Annotated in this window: 21 protein-coding genes; 13 read left to right on the forward strand and 8 right to left on the reverse strand. The window is 63.1% G+C overall.

Going from position 1 to position 18,788, the window contains the following annotated elements; translation table 11 throughout:
• The first annotated feature begins 46 nt into the window (after positions 1-46).
• Together NPS58_RS16310 and NPS58_RS16315 are read left to right on the forward strand one after the other, a co-directional pair.
• Positions 47-1,132 carry a PAS domain S-box protein gene (locus NPS58_RS16310; protein WP_274116385.1) on the forward strand — a complete coding sequence of 362 codons (1,086 nt, stop codon included), beginning with the start codon at positions 47-49 and terminating at the stop codon, positions 1,130-1,132.
• Between the two features lie 19 nt (positions 1,133-1,151).
• Positions 1,152-1,844, forward strand: a complete 693-nt coding sequence (locus NPS58_RS16315; protein ID WP_274116386.1) for a YoaK family protein — start codon at positions 1,152-1,154, stop codon at positions 1,842-1,844.
• 3 nt (positions 1,845-1,847) lie between these two features.
• On the opposite strand, the gene NPS58_RS16320 is transcribed toward NPS58_RS16315, so the two are convergent.
• Together NPS58_RS16320 and NPS58_RS16325 are read right to left on the reverse strand one after the other, a co-directional pair.
• A complete protein-coding gene (locus tag NPS58_RS16320; protein WP_274116387.1) occupies positions 1,848-2,198 on the reverse strand; it encodes a hypothetical protein in 351 nt (116 codons plus the stop codon).
• Positions 2,199-2,264: 66 nt separating this feature from the next.
• Positions 2,265-2,657: a hypothetical protein gene (locus tag NPS58_RS16325; protein WP_274116388.1), complete on the reverse strand. Its 393-nt coding sequence runs from the start codon at positions 2,655-2,657 to the stop codon at positions 2,265-2,267.
• Between the two features lie 135 nt (positions 2,658-2,792).
• On the opposite strand from NPS58_RS16325, the gene NPS58_RS16330 reads away from it, so the two are divergent.
• Positions 2,793-4,622 carry an SLC13 family permease gene (locus NPS58_RS16330; protein WP_274116389.1) on the forward strand — a complete coding sequence of 610 codons (1,830 nt, stop codon included), beginning with the start codon at positions 2,793-2,795 and terminating at the stop codon, positions 4,620-4,622.
• Here NPS58_RS16330 and NPS58_RS16335 read toward each other — a convergent pair.
• Positions 4,594-5,301 carry a DUF3313 domain-containing protein gene (locus tag NPS58_RS16335; protein ID WP_274116390.1) on the reverse strand — a complete coding sequence of 236 codons (708 nt, stop codon included), beginning with the start codon at positions 5,299-5,301 and terminating at the stop codon, positions 4,594-4,596. The genes NPS58_RS16330 and NPS58_RS16335 overlap by 29 nt on opposite strands.
• A complete protein-coding gene (locus tag NPS58_RS16340; RefSeq protein ID WP_274116391.1) occupies positions 5,294-5,617 on the reverse strand; it encodes a hypothetical protein in 324 nt (107 codons plus the stop codon). The genes NPS58_RS16335 and NPS58_RS16340 overlap by 8 nt, the downstream gene beginning before the upstream one ends.
• A gap of 164 nt (positions 5,618-5,781) precedes the next feature.
• On the opposite strand from NPS58_RS16340, the gene NPS58_RS16345 reads away from it, so the two are divergent.
• Positions 5,782-6,492, forward strand: coding sequence for a response regulator (locus NPS58_RS16345; RefSeq protein ID WP_274116392.1), 711 nt, complete (start codon positions 5,782-5,784; stop codon positions 6,490-6,492).
• A complete protein-coding gene (locus NPS58_RS16350) occupies positions 6,489-7,826 on the forward strand; it encodes a sensor histidine kinase (protein WP_274116393.1) in 1,338 nt (445 codons plus the stop codon). Before NPS58_RS16345 ends, NPS58_RS16350 begins: the two co-directional genes overlap by 4 nt.
• Here the strand turns inward: NPS58_RS16350 and NPS58_RS16355 are convergent, their stop codons facing one another.
• On the reverse strand, positions 7,827-8,072 hold the full coding sequence (locus NPS58_RS16355) for a DUF6021 family protein (protein ID WP_274116394.1): 246 nt from the start codon (positions 8,070-8,072) through the stop codon (positions 7,827-7,829).
• A gap of 284 nt (positions 8,073-8,356) precedes the next feature.
• On the opposite strand from NPS58_RS16355, the gene NPS58_RS16360 reads away from it, so the two are divergent.
• Together NPS58_RS16360 and NPS58_RS16365 are read left to right on the forward strand one after the other, a co-directional pair.
• Positions 8,357-8,602, forward strand: a complete 246-nt coding sequence (locus tag NPS58_RS16360; protein WP_274116395.1) for a hypothetical protein — start codon at positions 8,357-8,359, stop codon at positions 8,600-8,602.
• A 53-nt stretch (positions 8,603-8,655) separates the two neighbouring features.
• Entirely contained in the window at positions 8,656-9,078 is a 423-nt protein-coding gene (locus NPS58_RS16365) for a glycine zipper domain-containing protein (RefSeq protein ID WP_274116396.1), read from the forward strand.
• A 62-nt stretch (positions 9,079-9,140) separates the two neighbouring features.
• On the opposite strand, the gene NPS58_RS16370 is transcribed toward NPS58_RS16365, so the two are convergent.
• Together NPS58_RS16370 and NPS58_RS16375 are read right to left on the reverse strand one after the other, a co-directional pair.
• Entirely contained in the window at positions 9,141-9,869 is a 729-nt protein-coding gene (locus tag NPS58_RS16370) for an aspartate/glutamate racemase family protein (RefSeq protein WP_274116397.1), read from the reverse strand.
• 24 nt (positions 9,870-9,893) lie between these two features.
• On the reverse strand, positions 9,894-11,423 hold the full coding sequence (locus NPS58_RS16375; RefSeq protein WP_274116398.1) for an NCS1 family nucleobase:cation symporter-1: 1,530 nt from the start codon (positions 11,421-11,423) through the stop codon (positions 9,894-9,896).
• 495 nt (positions 11,424-11,918) lie between these two features.
• Between NPS58_RS16375 and NPS58_RS16380 the strand changes: the two genes are divergently transcribed.
• From NPS58_RS16380 to NPS58_RS16390, 3 genes are all read left to right on the forward strand, one after another.
• Positions 11,919-12,608 carry a GntR family transcriptional regulator gene (locus tag NPS58_RS16380; RefSeq protein WP_274116399.1) on the forward strand — a complete coding sequence of 230 codons (690 nt, stop codon included), beginning with the start codon at positions 11,919-11,921 and terminating at the stop codon, positions 12,606-12,608.
• 103 nt (positions 12,609-12,711) lie between these two features.
• Complete coding sequence (locus NPS58_RS16385; RefSeq protein WP_274116400.1) at positions 12,712-13,932, forward strand: amidohydrolase family protein; 1,221 nt, start codon at positions 12,712-12,714, stop codon at positions 13,930-13,932.
• A gap of 94 nt (positions 13,933-14,026) precedes the next feature.
• On the forward strand, positions 14,027-15,217 hold the full coding sequence (locus NPS58_RS16390) for a GGDEF domain-containing protein (RefSeq protein WP_274116401.1): 1,191 nt from the start codon (positions 14,027-14,029) through the stop codon (positions 15,215-15,217).
• A 37-nt stretch (positions 15,218-15,254) separates the two neighbouring features.
• Here NPS58_RS16390 and NPS58_RS16395 read toward each other — a convergent pair whose 3' ends face one another.
• The gene (locus NPS58_RS16395) at positions 15,255-16,118 is read right to left on the reverse strand and encodes a LysR family transcriptional regulator (protein ID WP_274116402.1); all 864 of its coding nucleotides are present in this window, start codon (positions 16,116-16,118) and stop codon (positions 15,255-15,257) included.
• Positions 16,119-16,210: 92 nt separating this feature from the next.
• On the opposite strand from NPS58_RS16395, the gene NPS58_RS16400 reads away from it, so the two are divergent.
• From NPS58_RS16400 to NPS58_RS16410, 3 genes are all read left to right on the forward strand, one after another.
• Entirely contained in the window at positions 16,211-16,660 is a 450-nt protein-coding gene (locus tag NPS58_RS16400; RefSeq protein WP_274116403.1) for a multidrug/biocide efflux PACE transporter, read from the forward strand.
• Between the two features lie 71 nt (positions 16,661-16,731).
• Positions 16,732-17,415, forward strand: a complete 684-nt coding sequence (locus NPS58_RS16405) for a S24 family peptidase (protein ID WP_274116404.1) — start codon at positions 16,732-16,734, stop codon at positions 17,413-17,415.
• Positions 17,416-17,496: 81 nt separating this feature from the next.
• Positions 17,497-18,786 carry an NAD(P)/FAD-dependent oxidoreductase gene (locus NPS58_RS16410; protein WP_274116405.1) on the forward strand — a complete coding sequence of 430 codons (1,290 nt, stop codon included), beginning with the start codon at positions 17,497-17,499 and terminating at the stop codon, positions 18,784-18,786.
• Positions 18,787-18,788: the final 2 nt, after the last annotated feature.

Raw genomic sequence — 18,788 nt, forward strand, 5'->3', positions numbered from 1 at the left:
TAGGTATACTGGCAGGCTCTTGGCCCCGATCAGGACACCCTGCCCCATGATGGAAAACAGTTTCGCCTTCCGCCTCAAGGAACAGCTCGAGCATCACAAGCTGACCCTGCAAGCCGTGGGGACAGCCTTGGGTATTTCGCGCACGGCGGTGCACAAATGGACCCGCGGCGGCGAAATCGATTACGACAACCTGCGCAAGCTGGCCGAGTTCCTCAAGGTCAACTGGATCTGGTTGCGTTACGGCGAAGAGGCACTGCAGAACGTCCAGCAGCACCAGGTGGTCGAACTGCCGATGACCGACCTGCGGCGGCGCTACACCGCCGAGATCATGGAAAGCGAAACCCGCATGAAGCTGGCCCAGGAAGGCGCGCGCATCGTCACCTGGGAGTGGAACCTGATCAGCGACGAAGTCACCTACTCGCCCAACGTCGAACAGGTGTACGGCTGGCCGGTCCATCGCAACGAAGACTTCTGGGCGCACCTGCCCGAAGAAGACATCACCCACATGCAACAGCTGTACGCCGAAACGGTGGCCGACGGCACCGGCTGCGAATGCGATTTTCGCATCACCCGCCCCGACGGCGAGCAGCGCTGGATTTCATCCCGGGCCACGGTGGTGCGCGACAGTGCCGGCCGCTCGGTGAAGATGGTTGGCATCAGCATGGACAACACCGAGCGCATGGTCGCCGAAGCCGAGCTGCGCAACAGCGAAGAGCGGTTTCGGGCGATCTTCGAACTGGCCTGGGGCGCCCTGGCCTATATCGACCCCGATGGCACCTGGCTGCGGGTCAACAACAGCCTGTGCGAGCTGCTCGGCTACCGTGCCGATGAACTTTACGGGATGACCTTCCAGGCACTCACCCACTCCGACGACCTGGCCGCCAACCTGCAGTTGCTGCAGCGCTTGCTGGCCGGCGAAATCGCTCGCTATGAAGTGGAAAAACGCGTGCGCCACAAAGATGGCCGCTACATCTGGGTCCGCGCGCGCACTTCGTTGCAACGCCGTGCCGATGGTGAGCCAGACCACCTGATCAGCGTGTTCGAGGACATCGGCGCCGAACGCTGCGAACACGAGCGTCTCGAAGCGCACATCGCCAGCCTTGAAGCACGCCTGGCCCAACAGAACGCTTGACCCGCAGGGAGGATGGCGGATGCTGCCGGGAACCTCGTACACCTCAGCCCGAGCATTGCACGTGGCCAGGCTGCGCGGCCGGGTCGGGCTGTATTTTGTCGCCGCACTGTCGGTGCTGGCGGGCATGACCGACGCCATCGGCTTCATGGCCACGGGCGATTTCGTCTCGTTCATGAGCGGCAACACCACGCGCCTGGCGGTGTCGCTGGGTGAAGGTGAGCTGGGCCTGGTGCTGCGCATCGGCGCGGTATTGCTGGCCTTTGTGCTGGGCAACGCCCTGGGCGTGGTGATCGCCCGCCTGAGTGGCCGCCGGCCCTGGCCGCTGCTGTCGCTGATCGCAGCCCTGCTGGCGGTGGCCGGCCTGTTGCCCTGGCAATTGCCGGCGCTGGTGGCGGCAGTGACGGCCATGGGCATGATCAACGCAGTGGTCGAGGAAGTGAACGGCCTGCCCATCGGCCTGACCTACGTCACCGGCGCGCTGTCGCGCTTCGGCCGCGGCCTTGGCCGGGCGCTGCTGGGCGAACGCCGGCAGGGCTGGCGAGTGCAACTGATTCCCTGGACCGGGATGTTCGTCGGTGCCATCGCCGGGGTGTTGCTGGAACAGGTCTTCGACCTCGCCGCCCTGCTGTTCAGTGCAGGGCTTGCTGCCGCGCTGGGGTTGATCTCGCTGAGAATTCCCCGGCGCTGGCAGCTGCGCTATATGCCGCGCTGAGCCTTACAGGCAGGTGGCCAGGGCGGCCATGCGGCGCAGGGCAACACTGTCGCTGTGCTGGGCGTAGTAACTGACTGCGCTGCTGGCGCCCTGGGGCTGGATGTCGGCGAACGATTCGGCCTCACGGGTGTAGACGGTAAAACCGCCCTGCTTGTTCGGCTCCAGGTAGCCGCTGGCGTCTACGCCGAACACCGCTTCGTCCTGCCAGCCGAACTGGATGCACTGCGCTACGCGGTCGGCGGGCTTGCTTGAGCTGAAGCTCTTGGTCGGCGCCTTGTCCCGCGCCGCCTCCATGGTCGAAGACGCACACCCGGCCAACAACGCTGCAGCAACTACCGCCAAAACTACCCGCATGACACACCCCTGTCGGAAAAAACGCCGACTCTATCACCGTGCTGTCAATAACGTCAGCAAACGGCTTTACATTGCCGCATCGGTTTTTTCCTTAGTCGTTTTTCTACTGACCCAGCCAATCCTCAAACCTAGACATCCGGCCACCCACAGAAACGCCACGCTCAGCAGCCCCTCATGGGTGAAGCCAAATATCGGCTGCGCAATAATTGCTATTGCCCACAGTAACTGGCCGCCAATCACCGCGCATTCTGGCTTGCTGTGATTGAGCATGATGGCGCCAAGAAAAGACAATGAAACCAGTAAGACTAACAGGCTGATGTGGAGCAAGAACTCGTAATCCACACTGTAAGACCCTTGGGTCTGGACCAGGAAACGGATGATGTAGGCAGTCATCGTGATGCAACCGATCAAACCGAGTACGAGGGCGGTGCGTTTCAAGTCAGTGGTGTCTTGGCTCAAACTTTCGTTCCTTGAATGTTGGAAAAGCGAAAAACTTACCACCAAACCCCCGGACCATTCTGGCCCTGCAACATGTCGACAAACTCGATGTGATTTTCTGCCAGACTTTGCAGCTTCACGAATCAGGAAGATTGCATGAACGACGAACTGCTCTGGGTACTGGGATTGCTGTTTACCAGTGTCGCCCTGTTCATCGCCAACCGCCCCCGCATGGACGTGGTTGCCCTGCTGGTGATCGTGGCCCTGCCACTGACCGGCATTCTCACCGTGCAAGAGTCCCTGGCCGGCTTCAGTGATCCCAACGTGGTGTTGATCGCCGCGCTGTTTGTCATCGGCGAAGGCCTGGTGCGCACCGGCATCGCCTACCGTATCGGCGAGTGGATGGCCGACCGTGCCGGTAACAGCGAGGTGCGCTTGCTGGTGCTGTTGATGGTCTGCGTGGCCGGGCTGGGGTCGGTGATGAGTTCCACCGGGGTGGTGGCCATTTTCATTCCGGTGGTGCTGAGCATTGCCGCGCGCATGAAGGTCTCGCCCAGTCGCCTGATGATGCCGCTCAGTTTTGCCGGCTTGATCAGCGGCATGCTCAGCCTGGTGGCCACGCCGCCCAACGTGGTGGTGCACAGCGAACTGGTGCGCCACGGTGAACCGGGCTTCAGCTTTTTCAGCTTCACCCCGTTCGGCCTGGTGATCCTCGCCCTGGGGGTGGGCTATATGCTGCTGACCCGCCACTGGCTCAGCGGTGAGGTGCGCAAGGACGGCAGCCCGCAGACCCGCCGCACCCTGCTGGACCTGGTCATCGACTACAAGCTGGCCGGCCGCGAACGACGCCTGCGCGTACGCCCGGGCTCGCCACTGATCGGCCACAGCCTGAGCGAGCTGAAGCTGCGCACCGTGCATGGCGCCAACGTGGTCGGCATCGAGCGCCAGCACAAGTTCACCACCCGGGTGATCAGCCCCGACTCCAGCACCACGGTGCACGAGGGCGACGTCCTGCTGCTCGACCTGTTCGCCCCCCGCGATGACCTGCGCAGCCTGTGCCAGACCATGCAGCTCGAGCCCCTGCACTTCAAGGCCGCCTACTTCATCGACCAGTCCCACGCCGTGGGCATGGCCGAAGTGGCGGTGGTGCCCGGCTCGCAGTTGATCGGCAAAAGTGTGCTGGAGCTCAACTTCCGTACCCGCTGGGACCTGAACGTGGTCGGCCTGCGCCGCGGGCAAACCGCCATCGAAGAACAACTGGTGGAAGAAAAGCTCAAGCTGGGCGACACCCTGCTGGTGATCGGCCCCTGGAAAGCAGTGCGCCAACTGCAAGCCCAGCCCAGGGACTTTCTGGTATTGAGCCTGCCGGCAGAAGTCGACAACGTGGCCCCTGCCCTGAACCAGGCGCCCTATGCGTTGATCAGCCTGGGGGTGATGGTCGGCCTGATGATCAGCGGCGTGGTGCCCAATGTCATCGCTGCGCTGATTGGCTGTTTGCTGATGGGCGCCGGGCGCTGCATCGACATGACCAGCGCCTACAAGGCCATCCATTGGCAGAGCCTGGTGCTGATTGTCGGCATGCTGCCCTTTGCCCTGGCGCTGCAGAAAACCGGTGGTATCGCCCTGGCGGTGACCGCCCTGGTGCAGGTGCTTGGCGAGGCCGGACCCTACATGATCCTCGCCTGCCTGTTCGCGATCACGGCGATCATCGGCCTGTTCATCTCCAATACCGCCACCGCCGTGCTGATGGCGCCGGTGGCGATCAGTACCGCCGAGCAACTGGGGGCCTCGCCCTACCCGTTCGCGATGATCGTCGCCCTGGCCGCCTCGGCCGCGTTCATGACGCCGGTTTCTTCACCGGTCAACACCCTGGTGCTGGGCCCCGGCCAATACCGCTTCGCCGACTTCGTCAAGGTCGGCGTGCCCTTCACCTTGCTGGTAATGGTGGTCAGCGTATTCATGGTGCCGTGGATTTTTGCCCTGTGAGGGCGGCGGTTTTCTGCTGCTTGAGCATTTCGGCGGCGTGGCGCCAGTCCTGTGCCCAGCCGTCGAGCACTATCTTGAGGTTATCGGCGGTCATCACCTGATCGTCGTTCTCCAGCGGCAAACCGGTACCCTTGCGCACCACTTCGGCGACCACGGCGCGGCTGCCGCCATCGAGAAACGCGGCTTCGGTGGCAATCTCGCTGTCCAGGTCGCGGATGCCCACAGCGCTGCTGACCCCGGCGGCCACCAGGGTCACCGGCAGGTACTCGTAGAAGTGCAGTGACTGGGTATGGGCGCCGACCGAGGTGATCGCCGGGCGAATGATCAGGGTGTTGGGCCCCGGTTGCTCGACCAGCGTCAACACCTTGCCCAGCTCACGCTTGAGGGCAGCGTCGTAGTAGGTGGTGATGGCTGCCAGGGTCGACGCCGGGATCCGCTCGCTGGGCTTTGGGGTCGGGTAGAACCGGCTGGGTGCGATGTAGACCTGGTTGTAACGCTCGATATGCAAATTGGGGCTGACCCAGCGCAATACCGAATCCCCCGATGCCGTCTTCAACTCGCGCAACTGATCATAGTTGCGCAGGAAACCGGAATACTCCTTGGGCGATACCTTGTTCTGGCTGCAGCCGACCATCAACAGCGACAGGCACAGTGCGGGCGCGATTATTTGTTTACGCATGTCGTGGGTTCTCACGTTGTTTTTTTCCAGGCCCAGGCGCCGTCCCCGAACGCTCGACGCTCAATTGACCGTTGGCCATGATCCAGTGCACCAGCTCCGCCAGCGACACTTTGTAGCTGTACTCCATCCACTGGCTGCTGGCGGGGCTGTAGCGCTCGAAGTAGTGGCTGAGGAGCATGTGGGTCCCTTTGCTGCACAGTTCCAGGCGCGAGTCCTGGTAATTGAGCAGCGCATTGCGCCACAGATCCTGGGTGCGCAGGTCGAGGGTCAGGGACTGGCTGCAGTCGAGGCCGTCGATCGGGGGTTGTGCCGGCATGAAATATTCCCTTGTTTTGGACGACGCAAAGGATCACGCACGGCTTTTGCTGGCAGATGTCCGCTTTGTATCGCGCCTGCAGCTTTGTTACGCGATTGAAATAAATGACCGGCAGAGCAGAATGGTTTTAGATACGCACTTTTCAGGCCCCACTGGACCAAAACGTGAGCAGACTGCTGATTGTCGACGACGACGTGGAAATTTGTACCCTGCTGAAGAAGTTCTTTGTCATGCACGGCTACGAAGTCGACCTGGCCGCCAATGGCACGGCGATGTGGGCGGCCATTGAACAGCAGCGCCCGGACACCATCATCCTCGACCTGATGCTACCGGGTGAAAACGGCCTGAACCTGTGCCAGAAACTGCGCACCAGCACCGGCATCCCGATCATCATGCTCACCGCGATGGACGAGCTCAGCGACCGTATCGTCGGCCTCGAGCTGGGTGCCGACGACTACCTGGGCAAACCCTTCGATGCCCGCGAACTGCTGGCACGCCTGCGCGCGGTGCAACGCCGCGCCGGCGAGCAATTGCGCGCGCAGCACGAGGAAACCCGGCCGTTGATCCGCTTCGACGACTGGCAGCTGGATGTGACCCGCCGTGAACTACGCACCCCCCAGGGCGTGATGGTGCCGCTCTCGGCCGGTGAGTTCGACTTGCTGCTGGTGTTTCTCGAGCACCCGCAGCGCATCCTCAGCCGCGAGCAGTTGATCGACCTGGCCCGGGGCCAGGGGTACGAAGCGTACGACCGCAGTATCGACGTGCAGGTCAGCCGCCTGCGCCGCAAGATCGAACCCGACAGCAAGCGTCCGGCACTGATCCGCACCGTGCGTAACGGCGGCTACTTGTTCGACGCCAAGGTGAGCCGCTCGTGATCCGCCTGGATATGCACCGCGACAGCATCAGCAGACGCATCGCCCTGACCATCATTGCCGCCATGCTGACCTCGGTGGCGCTGAACATCCTCTTTGTGCAACTGGCAGGCGTGTGGGCTCGCCCACCCTTGAGCCAGATCGGCCTGATCGAACAAATGGCGGTGGTTACCCGGGTAGTCGAGGCGGCCCCACCGGATCAGCGTGAACGCCTGGCCGAAGCAGCCAGCAACCCGATGCTGCATGTGTATTGGAGTCCCCGGCGCGAAAACCTGGAGCTGCCCGGCGCCGGTGAGGTGCTTGCCGTTGAAGACGTACCGGAACTGCAGCGCCTGCTGGCCAGCCCGCCGCGCCAGATCGCGGTCTACAAGCCCGACGACTGGCCCCGGGACGCCCCGGATGCGCACTACAAGCTGGTCATGCAATTGGGCGACGACAGCTGGCTGGCCTTCACCCCACCCTATCGAAGCTGGGGCCTGAGCGTGGGCATGCGCTTTACCATCATCGGCATCCTGGCGTTGATCGCCGCCTTGCTGGTGGCCTGGATCGGCACCCGCCAGCTGGCAGGCCCGCTGCAGCGCTTCGCCCGCGCAGCGCGGCGCTTCGGCAGCGACCTGCGCGCACCACCGATCCGCCTGGAAGGCCCCCATGAACTGCGCCAGGCAATTACCGCCTTCAACACCATGCAAGCGCAGATCCAGCACTTTATCGCCGAGCGCACGCAGATGCTGGCGGCGATCTCCCATGACCTGCGCGCGCCGCTGACACGCATGCGCCTGCGCGGCGAGTTCATCGAGGACGCCGAGCAACAGCGCAAGCTGTTTCGCGATGTCGATGAGATGCAGAGCATGATCAATGCCGCGCTGAACTTCTTTCGCGACGAAACCCGGCTGGAAACCGCCACCCCTTTCGATCTCGCCGAGCTGCTGCAGACGCTGGTGGACGACTACGGCGACCAGCACATCGATGTGCGCTTCGAGGGGCCAAAAAACCTGGTCTACCTCGGTCGCCCGCTGGCCTTGAAACGCGCGGTAACAAACTTGATAGACAACGCGGTCAAATATGCCAGCCCGCCCGGCATTCGCTTGAGCAGCACCGCGCACAGCCTGTTCATCGACGTCTGCGACCAGGGCCCGGGGATCCCGGGTGCTGCGCTCGAAGAGGTATTCGTGCCGTTCTTTCGCCTGGAAAGCTCCCGCAACCGCGACACCGGCGGCGTCGGCCTGGGGCTCCCGGCGGCACGCACGGTGATTCGCGAGCAAGGCGGCGAACTGACCTTGAGCAATCAGCCTGGCGGGGGCTTGAGGGCACGCATCGAGCTGCCGCGCGATGAGTGATCAGCCGCCGTCGGTATCGATATCGGCATCACGGTTGGGTTTTTTTTCAGGCTCTGACTTGAAGTCCGGGCTGTACTCGTTTTCACGCGCGGTGCGGTCATGCCGGGGGTTGTTCGGCGCCTTGGCAGGCCCGGCCGGATCGACCTGCGGGTCGCTCACATCGGGGGAATCCGGATCAAAGCCCAGGTCAGCGGGCCTGGTTGCATGCTCGGACGAATGGGGACCGGTGCGGTTGTGGTTGCTCATGAAAGCCTCCTGGGTGGCACTTCCCTTTATGGGGACCTACAACTGTGAGGCCGGCAATCGCCGAGGGTTCCTGCCTTGTTTGGCCGCCAGCGCGTTAACGCCCACTTAACGGCGCTCGCCTAGCCTAGGGCTTCTTCCCTTCAGAACGTTGTTTTTGGCTCACCTGGTGTGAGCCTTTTTTTTGCCTGCGTGGCGCTGTGTCGCAACGGGCCGTCGGAAACAAAAAACCGAAATCATGGTCTGAGTCTTTAACCACCCTCCGCTGTGCGGATAAAGGATCCACAGTGCTGAAACACTTCGCCCGTTTTGCCGTAGTCGCCACGGTCCTGTCCACGGCCGGTTGCTACTACCACGATTACGACCGCGACGATAATAAGCAGCGGCGCGGGCTTCGCTGGTCCCCCGATTGGGACGACGACCGTGACCACCGCAAATACGACAAACGCTACCGCGACGACGACCGCTCCCGCTACTACGACAATGACCGCCGCCGCGGCCGTGACGATGATGACGACGACGATGACGATTGATCGCCAGCTGCCTTTTCTCCTGACTGACAACCGTGTTGCCTGAGGTTCACATCATGCGTATTTCACTTTCTGTTCTGACATTGGGCATTGTGCTCTCCCAGGGTGCCCTGGCCGCCGGCGACGGCACCGCTGCCATTGGTGGTGGCCTGGGTGGCGCGCTGGGTAATGTGGTTGGCCAGCAGATCGGTGGCAGCACCGGCGCGGCCATTGGTGCCGGTGTGGGTGGCGCGGCCGGCAGTGCGGTGGGGGCTCGCAAGGGCAACCGCACGGAGGCGGCCATTGGCGGCGGCCTGGGTTCGGCCGGTGGCTCGGTGATCGGCAACCAGGTGGGCGGCAAGACCGGCTCGACCATCGGCGCGGGCCTGGGTGGCGCCGCTGGCGGTGCGCTGGGTAACAACATTGCCGACGATGATCGCCATGATTCCGGTGGTGGCGGTCACAAGCACAAGCATAAACACAAGCATAAACATCGCTGATAGCCATCGTGGGGCAAGCGCACTCCTACAGGGTAGGAGCGGGCTTGCCCCACGATCGTTTTTCAACCCAGCAAAGCCCGCGGCCAACCCAGGATCTGCTTGGGTCGTGGTGGCGCATAGGTCCGCACCTTCGAGGTGCTCAACTTCAAGCGCACCAGCGACTCGGCCAAGGCAACCGCCGCCGTCACGCCATCGACCACCGGCACGCCGGTACGCGCCTGGATGCGTTCATCCAGCCCGACCATGCCGCCGCATCCCAGGCAGATCACTTCGGCTTTGTCGACTCGCACCGCCTCCTCGGCCTCCCGCACCACCGACTCGATAGCCCGTTGCGGGTCTTCCTCCAGCTCCAGCACCGCCAGGCCACTGGCCCGCACCGATGCGCAGCGGCTGTCCAGGCCCGCAAGTTTCAGCCGATCCTCGATCAGCGGCACGGTACGGTCCAGGGTGGTCACCACCGAATAACGATGGCCCAGCAGCATGGCCACGCTGGCAGCCGCCTCGGTGATGTCCACCACCGGCACGTTGAGCAGTTCCTGCAAGCCTTCGCGACCGTGTTCGCCGTAGCCGGCCTGGATCACCGCGTCGTAATGCTGGTCGTAGCTGAGCACCCGCTCCATGACGGCGATGGCCGCCAGGTAACTCTCGAAGTTGCCTTCCACCGACTCCGCGCCAAAGCGCGGCGTCAGGCCGACGATCTCGGTGCCCGGCGAGGCGACGGTGCGCGCCTGGCGGGCGATGGCGTCGGTGATGGACGCGGTGGTGTTGACGTTGACTACCAGTATTCTCATCGGTCTATTCCTTGTGCGTGACGCTCAGTGCTGGGCGCTGTCGACGGCGAAGTGTTCGCCGGAACAGTCCACGTAGTGTTTTTTGCGATCGGAGATCAGGTAGTACACGCCACCGGCAATGGCCGCCCCGAACAGCCAGGAGAACGGCGTCAGGTCACTGAACGCCGGTACCAGCGCCAGCAGCACGGCGGCGATGGCCGAGGGCACCAGGGCGGCGATGGCCTTGTAGTTGACCCCGCGGGTGTAGTGGTAGGTACCGCTGGCCGCTTCGCTGTAGAGGTCTGGCACATGCACCTGGGCTTTGCGGATCAGCCAGTAGTCGACCATGATGATTCCGTACAGTGGGCCAAGCAGCGCGCCCAGGCCCGAGAGGAAGTAGACGATCACCAGCGGGCTGTTGTAGAGGTTCCAAGGCAGGATCAGGACCGCCAGGGTGGCGCTGATCAGGCCGGCGCGGCGAAAGTTCAGGCGGCTCGGGGCAAGGCTTGAGAGCACGAACGCCGGGGCAACGAAATTGGCCATGATGTTCACCGCCACGGTGACGATCAGGAACGCCAGGCAACCGAGCACCAGGAAGGTCTTGTCGGGGATTGCGGCAATGATCTGGGTGGGGCTGTCGATCACCGTGCCATCGATGCTGAACTGCGCCCCGGACAGCACGAAGCTGATCACCGCAAACACCAGGATGTTCACCGGCAGGCCCCAGAAGTTGCCGACACGGATGGTCTTGCGGCACGGCGAAGAACGGGCGAAGTCGCAGAAGTTGAGGATCAGCGTGCCGTAGATGGCCAGCCACAGGGCACCGCCGGCGAACACCTGGGTCCACATCTTGACGCCAGTCAGCGGCTCGCCCACCGACCAGGCCAGGTTGCCGTCCACCCGCAGGTACATCCATACCGCCAGCACCAGCACCGTAGAGAGAATCACCGGGCCGGCAAAGGATTCGTACTTGCGCACCATTTCCATGCCGAAGGTCAGGATCACCAGCTGCACGAACCAGATGGCGACGAAACTGGCCCAGCCCAGGCTCGACAGCCCGAGTATGGCGTTATGGTCGTAGCTGGCCAGGGTCGGCCAGATCGCCACCAGCAGTACCCGCAACACCACCGAGGCGAGGTACGTCTGGATACCGAACCAGGCGATGGCGATGACCGCACGGATGATTGCCGGCAGTTGCGCGCCATAGATACCGAAGCTCATGCGGCTGATCACCGGGAACGGTACCCCGGTTTTCTGGCCCATATAGCCGGACAGGTTCATGAAGAAGTACACCAGCGCCGCGCCCACCGCCAGGGCCGCCAGCATTTGCCAACCCGACAGACCGAGGGCGAACAGGCCCATGGCAAAGGAATAGTTGGCGATGTTGTGCACATCGTTGGTCCACAGCGCGAAGATGCTGTAGCCGCCCCAGCGCCGGCCTGCGGCTTTGGTGGGGGCAAGGTCGGCGTTGTGCAGCTTCGGGCTCAGGCCACCGTGCCCGGAGGCAAGGGCAGAGACGGCAGCGTCGGGCGGCAGGTACGCACTGTCCAGATGTTTGGAAGTATCCAATTGCATGTTCCCCGGGCTCCTGCTGCAGCATCTGAGGTGCTACAGCACATTATTGTTGGACTTGAAGAGTTGGGACCGCTGTCGGGCGCCTTGGCGCCATGCATACAAAGATTGCATACAATTCTTGTATTACGATTTTCGAGGAACAATATATGTGCCAAAGGGAGTCGAAACGGTACTTGCCACTTCCCGAAAAATGCTTATAAACAATTGATTTTCATGATTAAAAAATTTGCTTCAACGACTGCTGAAAGGGTCTTTAACTGATCGAACGGTCAAATGCCCAGGTGACAACAATGTGAATTGTCGTAACGAATTACCGTAACGTGTATCCATTTGCGTGATACGCGGGTACACAATTCTAAAATCGCGGGGCAAGCACGCTCCTACCTGGGTGCAGGGGCGGGCTTGCCCCGCGATGGCGCACAATTTCACGCTGCAACTTTTTGTCTCGGCACATTTACGGCATGCTGGTGCGATCAAGGAATATCGGAGCTGGTAATGACGGAAAAACTCCCCGCATCGACCGTTGAGCGTGTCTACCTGGGGGTCCACGAGGCGATCCGCAAGCGCACCCTGCGCCCCGGCATGAAACTGGGTGAGTCGTCGCTCGCGGAGCTGTTCAAGGTCAGCCGCACATCGGTGCGCGCGGCGCTCAAGCAACTTGAAGGCGATGGCCTGGTGTCCACCGAACTGAACAAGGGCGCCTGGGTGTCACTGCCCAGCGACGAAGATATCCGTTCGGTGTTCGAAACCCGCCGCCTGATCGAGATCGGTATTGTCACCGAGCTGTGCCGCCGCCCTGACAAAGACCTGCTGCAGCCCCTGCGCCAACATGTGGCCGAGGAAGAAGCCGCCGCCGATGCAGGCGACCACGCCCGCTATGTCAACTTGCTCGGGGAATTCCACCTGCGCCTGGCCGAGGTGCTGGACAACCCGGTATTGCTGGACTGGTTCCGCAAGTTGATCGAACGCGGCTCGCTGTACGCCTCGACCCTGGACGACGAACGCCATGAAGCCTGCCGTGGCAACGAACACCTGCGCCTGATCGAGTTCCTCGAAGCGGGCGACCAGTCGGCGGCCATCGAGTTGGTGTGTACGCACCTGCGGGGCATCGAAGAAGCCATCCTCAAGGCCACACAAACCCTGAAGGCCGACTACCACCCGCTCAAGCACCTGCTGGGCGGCTGAACCCTGGCCATTCACGATCCGACTGATATCGATCCCGATATTTAATTGGCAAAGGCACCAGGGCTTTTAATAGGGTGGGCGCGCTCCCCAAAGAGGTCCTGAAATGTTTGATCGTGTTTTCGTCAATGCCGTCGCCGCCGACGGCAGCCCCCTCTCCCTGGCCGTCACCGATGGCCGTATCGCTCGCCTGGGCGCCGACCTGGGTCCCCTTGAAGGTGCAGAGCGCATCGACCTTGGCGGGCACCTGTTGCTGCCCGGCTTTGTCGACGGGCATATCCACCTGGACAAAAGCTTTGTTGGCGACCGCTGGCACCCGCACCAGCCCGTCGCCAGCCTGCGTGAGCGCCTGGCCGTGGAAAAGCGCGAGCTGGCCCTGGCGCCGCCGATGGTCGAGCGCGCCGATGCCTTGATCCGCCAGGCGGTGTCGTTCGGTACCGTGGCGATGCGCAGCCATGTGGATGTCGATGCCACCACCGGCCTGAGCAACCTGCATGCGGTCATGCAGGCCCGGGAAAAATGGCGCGGCATCGTCGACATCGAGCTGGTGGCTTTCCCCCAGGCCGGGGTGATGTCGTGCCCGGGCACCGCCGACGTGCTCGAAGCGGCCATCGCCGAGGGCGCCGAGGTAATCGGCGGTATCGACCCCACCACGCTGGATGGCGATGCCGAAGGCCAGCTGGGCGTGGTGTTCGGGATTGCCGAGCGCCATGGTGTAAAGGTCGATATCCACCTGCACGAGCCCGGCCTGCAAGGCATCGAGCAATTGCAGCGGATTGCCGCGCGCACCTGCGCAGCCGGTTTGCAGGGGCGTGTCAGCGTCAGTCATGCCTATGCCCTGGGCCAGGTGGAACGGGATGTCGTGCAGCGCACGGCGGCAATATTGGCCAAGGCCGGTATTTCGATCATGACCAACGCCCCGGGCGACCACCCCTTCCCGCCTGTACTGCAACTGCGTGCTGCCGGGGTGAACGTGTTCACCGGCAACGACAACATTCAGGACGCCTGGTGGCCCTACGGCAACGCCGACATGCTCCAGCGCGCCATGCTCGTCGGGTATCGCTCCGGTTTCTACAGCGACGAAGAGCTGAACCTTGCACTGGCGATGGCGACTACGGCCGGCGCTACGCTCATGGAGAAAAGCGACTACGGCCTGAAGGTCGGCAATGAGGCGACCTTCATCATCCTCAAGGCGCCGAACGCGGCGGCGGCAGTCGCCGCCGTGCCGGCCGAACGACGCCTGGTGCGCCGCGGCCAGCTGTGCCCGGCGCCGGTGGGGCTGCAGTTCGACGTCCAGCCCGCGCAGGCAGCAGGTGGCATCTGCTGAAGCCTTCGCAGGGCAGTCAGTGATAGCAAAGTACCACTCGCTCAGCTAGCATGCCGCTGAATCGAGCCGCCGGGCCGCATGGAGAGCGTTACACGTGCTGTTGAGCATCCCGACCCTGTTATTGGTGGCCGTGTTCATTTTCGCGCTGATGGGGCTGCTGACCTTGCATGCCTGGAGCCGCGGAACGCGTGAGCGGACCCTGGGGTACTTGGCCAGCATGCTGCTGCTTGCGGCTCTCGGGGTATCGCTGGTCAGCCTTCGCGGCACGGCCCCCGACTTCATTGCCCTGGTGCTGGGCAACGTCGTGCTGTTGCTGGGGGCGGCGATGAACTGGACCGCCATGCGTGTGTTCGGGGGACGGTCGCCGCACCTGCCGGGCATCCTTGCCGGCGCCCTGCTCTGGCTGGTGTGGGGGCTGACACCCGGGTTCTACCAGGACCTGGGCGTTCGTGTGACCTTGTACTCGTTGCTCACCGCTGGGTATGCGGGCCTGTCGATGATCGAACTGTGGCGCAAGCGCAAGCACCTTGAAGCCAGCTACCTGCCTGCGCTGGTACTGATGCTGATACACACCCTCTTCTACACGATACGCAGTTTCGCCGACCACGGGATCTCGCTGGAGCATGCGCTGGCCGGTACCGGAAGCGGCACGCGGTTTTTCTCCTTCCTGCTGTTCGAATCGATGCTCTACGCCATCGGCATTGCCTACGTCACCCTGGCCATGGTGCGCGAGCGTACAGAGTTGCGTTTCAAGGCGGCGGCCTACACCGACCCGCTGACCGGTATCGGCAACCGCCGTGCGTTCCTGTCCCGTGGCGAACGGCTATTGGCCGACTGCACCCGCCGGGGAGAGCCGGTGGCCTTGTTGCTGTGCGATCTGGACCATTTCAAACGGCTCAACGACAACTATGGCCACCATACCGGTGACCAGGCGTTGATTGCCTTCAGCCAGGTGTCCAGCCAGAACATTCGCCAGGGGGATGTGTTTGGCCGTATCGGTGGCGAAGAGTTTGCCTGTTTGTTGGCCAATACCGATGAAGCGCAAGCGTTGCTGGTGGCCCAGCGAATCTGCAGCAATTTCTACACCCTGCCATTGTTGGAGCCTGGGTTGCTCAGCGTGAGTATCGGTATCGTTGGCAGTACAGGCGGGCAAGATCTGCCACGTTTGCTTTCGATGGCGGACAGTGCGCTGTATGCCGCCAAGGATGAGGGTCGAAACCGGGCGCAACTGTATGGTGGGAGGGGGCTGCTCTCCAATGAGTGTGCCAAGTTGGTGTCGCCCTGATTACGGCCGCATTGCGGCCGGTCGCGGGTGCCTGCCCTTAGCTGTTGTGTCCGGTTAGCCAGTCCAGCAACCACAAGCCGGCCGGCCCCGGCGGGGTCAACCGCGACCACGCCGCATCCACCGCAATAGGCCGCGGCCAGCCGGCCAGGGGCAACTCCACCAATTGCCCATGACCATACTGCTGCACCAACCCGTGGGGCAGTTCGGCCCAGCCAAACCCCTGCTCGGTCATCTCCAGCAGCAACAAGTAATCCGGTGCCGACCAGATCCGACCCTGAGGTTTGTTTTCAGTGTCGGCCCAGGTGTTGAGGTAAAGCTGGCGATGGCTGGCAAGGTTCGCCTGGGTCAGGCTCTGGTGACTTGCCAGCGGGTGCTCGCGCGCCACAAAAATGCCCATCTGCGCATGGCCCGGCAAACGCCGGACGGCGATGTCCGGCGGATACGTCGGCTGCGCCGCCAGCAAACCCAGGTGTGCCCGCCCGCTTTGCAGCAGGCTCAGCACATCTCCCGCCTCGGCGATCATGCACTCCAGCTCGATGTCCTGGTAACGCTGCTCGAATTGACGCATCACGTGATTGTCCGGGCTGAGCTGGTACATGTCGGACAACACAAGGGTCAGGCGCGGCTCGACGTTGTCTGCCAGGCGGATGCTCAGTTCGTCCAACCGCTCACTGGCCGCGAGAATTTCCTGCACATGGCCCAGCACCTTGCGCCCGGCTTCGGTCAACACCGGGTGGCGGGCCCGACGGTCGAACAGGCTGACCCCAAGGTCGGCCTCAAGGTTGGCAATGGCGGCGCTGACCGTGGACTGGCTCTTGCGCAGTTTACGCGCCGCCGCCGAAAAGGAGCCCAGGGCGACCGCTTCGACGAAGGCCTGCAAAGCTTCAGGTGAATAGCGCATGGTGTATCGCTTTTATCGATGGAATCTATTTTTAACATACGCAAAAAAGCGATGAAAATCATGCCACCGAAATCAATCGTCCAGGTGTTGTCATGATTGCCTCCAACAAATCCTTTGCCGAGCGAATTGTCCACGCCGTGGGCTTCGAGGCCATTGCCGTGCTGATCTGTGCCCCCATCGGCAGCTGGTTGCTGAACCGCTCGATGCTGGAGGTGGGTACCCTGGCGGTGGTGCTCTCGACCGTGGCGATGCTCTGGAACATGCTCTACAACACGGTGTTCGACCGCTTCTGGCCCGCCGATCGGGTGACCCGTACCGTCAAGGTCCGGGCCCTGCATGCCAGCGGCTTCGAGATCGGCTTTGTGGTGATCGGTGTGCCGATTGCGGCGCTTATGCTCAATCTGTCGTTGCTGCAGGCGTTCACGCTGGAGATCGGATTCTTCGTCTTCATGCTGCCCTACACCATGGCCTACAACTGGGCCTACGACCTGTTGCGCCAGCGCCTGGTCAAACCACGCAGCGGTGCCTTGCAGACGCAATGAGCGGTTTGGCCGGGGGGCGCCTTTTGGTTTAGCCTGTTTAGCACTCAGCTAAATAATGGTAGCCGGTGCCCATGAAGATTCACGACATCCGCAAGACCAACCTGCTCCAACTTATCGGCGTCCAGCGCAAGGCCACCTGCGCGGGGCGCTGGGGCATCAGCCCGGCGCACTTGAGCCAGATCCTCTCGCACAAGACCGAGAAAAACCTCGGGGACGAGGTGGCACGGCGCATCGAAACCGCCGAGGGCCTGGCGCCAGGCTGGATGGATGTGCTGCAACAAACGACGCCGATGCAACCCGCCACCCCGACACAACCGGCACCAGGCTTCATCACCATCCCCCACTTCGATATCCGCGGCTCCATGGGCACCGGCAACACTGCGCCCAGCCACATCGAGGTGATCCGCGACCTGACCGTGCACCAGGACTGGTTGCGCGGCCAGGGCATCCACTATTCGAGCCTCACCAACCTGGCAATCATCAGCGGCCAAGGCGACAGCATGGCTGGCACCTTCAACGATGGCGACGCCCTGCTGGTGGACCGCGGTGTCGATGAGGTGCGCACCGACGCTGTCTACGTGTTCAGCCTGGACGGCGACCTGTTCGTCAAACGCTTGCAGCGCCTGACGGGCGGCGGTTTGCGGATGATTTCCGATAACCCCCTGTATCCACCGTTGATGATCGAAGGCGCTGCCCTGGAGAAGCTGCATATCCAGGCGCGGGTACTGCTGGTGTGGAACGCACGACGCTTGTAAAACTCGATAGGGGTTGGATCCGTGAAATTTATCTGGTAGTTTTTCATGAAAATATACCAATAAAAATTCACGAGACCCGCCATGTTCAAGCAATCCGCCCAGCATGTCGCCAGCTATTACGCCCGTACCTTCCCCACCGCCCTCCCGCTGCGCCCCACCCTGCATGAAAACCTCGACACCGAGGTGCTGGTCATCGGCGCCGGTTTCAGCGGCCTGCACACCGCACTGCGCCTGGCCCTGGCTGGCAAGCGGGTGACGGTGCTGGAAGCCAGCCGGGTGGCCTGGGCGGCGTCGGGACGTAACGGCGGGCAGGCGTTGCTGGGCTGGTCGTGCGACATGCCGCCACTGGAAAAGGCCCTGGGCCATGAGCGCGCCCGCCGCCTGTGGGACAGCATGCGCTGGGCTGCCGATGAAATGCGCGAGCTGCCCCAGCGCCACGGGTTTGACATCGACTACTGCCCCGGCAGCCTGTGGACGGCAGTGTTGCCACGCCGGGTCGGGATGCTGCGTGAAGCCCAGCGCGAGGCTGCGCAGAAGTGGGGCTACGACAAGCTGCGCCTTATCGAACGCACCGAGCTGCCCGACTGGATCGACAGCCCCCGCTACCAGGCCGCGCTCCACGACCCCGAAGGCGCCCACCTCAACCCGCTGAAACTGGCCCAGGGCCTGGCCAGTGCCATCGAGGCCGCAGGCGGGCAGCTGTATGAGCAAACCCGGGTTGTGGACTACCGCGAAACCGCCAACGGCTTTGTGGCCCGCACCGCGCACGGCGAGGTACGCAGCGACGTACTGGTGCTGGCCTGCAATGCCTACATCGATGGCCTCGACCGGCAGCTGTCGCGCCGCCTGCTACCGGTGGGCTCCTACCAGGTGGCCACCGCGCCCTTGGACCCGGCCCTGGCCCACTCGCTGCTGCCGCGCAACAGCTGCGTGATCGACAACCAGTTCGTACCCGACTATTTCCGCCTGACCCCCGACCACCGCCTGCTGTTCGGCGGGGGCTGCACCTACCTGGGCGGCATTCCCCGGGATGTGGCGGCCGCCACCCGGCCAGTGCTGGAGCGCGCATTCCCGCAACTGCGTGGCGTGGCTATCGAGCACGCCTGGGGCGGGCACCTCGACTGCAGCCTGCGACGCACCCCGGACATCGGCAGCAGCGGCCAACGCTACTGGTTGCAGGGCTTTTCCGGGCATGGCGTACTGCCGACCCTGGCCGGCGCCCGCGCCGTCAGCGATGCCATTCTCGGCGACACCGATCTGCTGGCGTTGTACCAGGCCATCGACAACGGCCGCTTCCCCGGCGGCGACCTGCTCGCCGCGCCCCTGGAAGCGGCGGCCAAGGCCTGGTACCGCCTGCGCGACAACCTTTGAGA

It is taken from the genome of Pseudomonas putida (assembly GCF_028682455.1).
Lineage (GTDB): Bacteria > Pseudomonadota > Gammaproteobacteria > Pseudomonadales > Pseudomonadaceae > Aquipseudomonas > Aquipseudomonas putida_AA.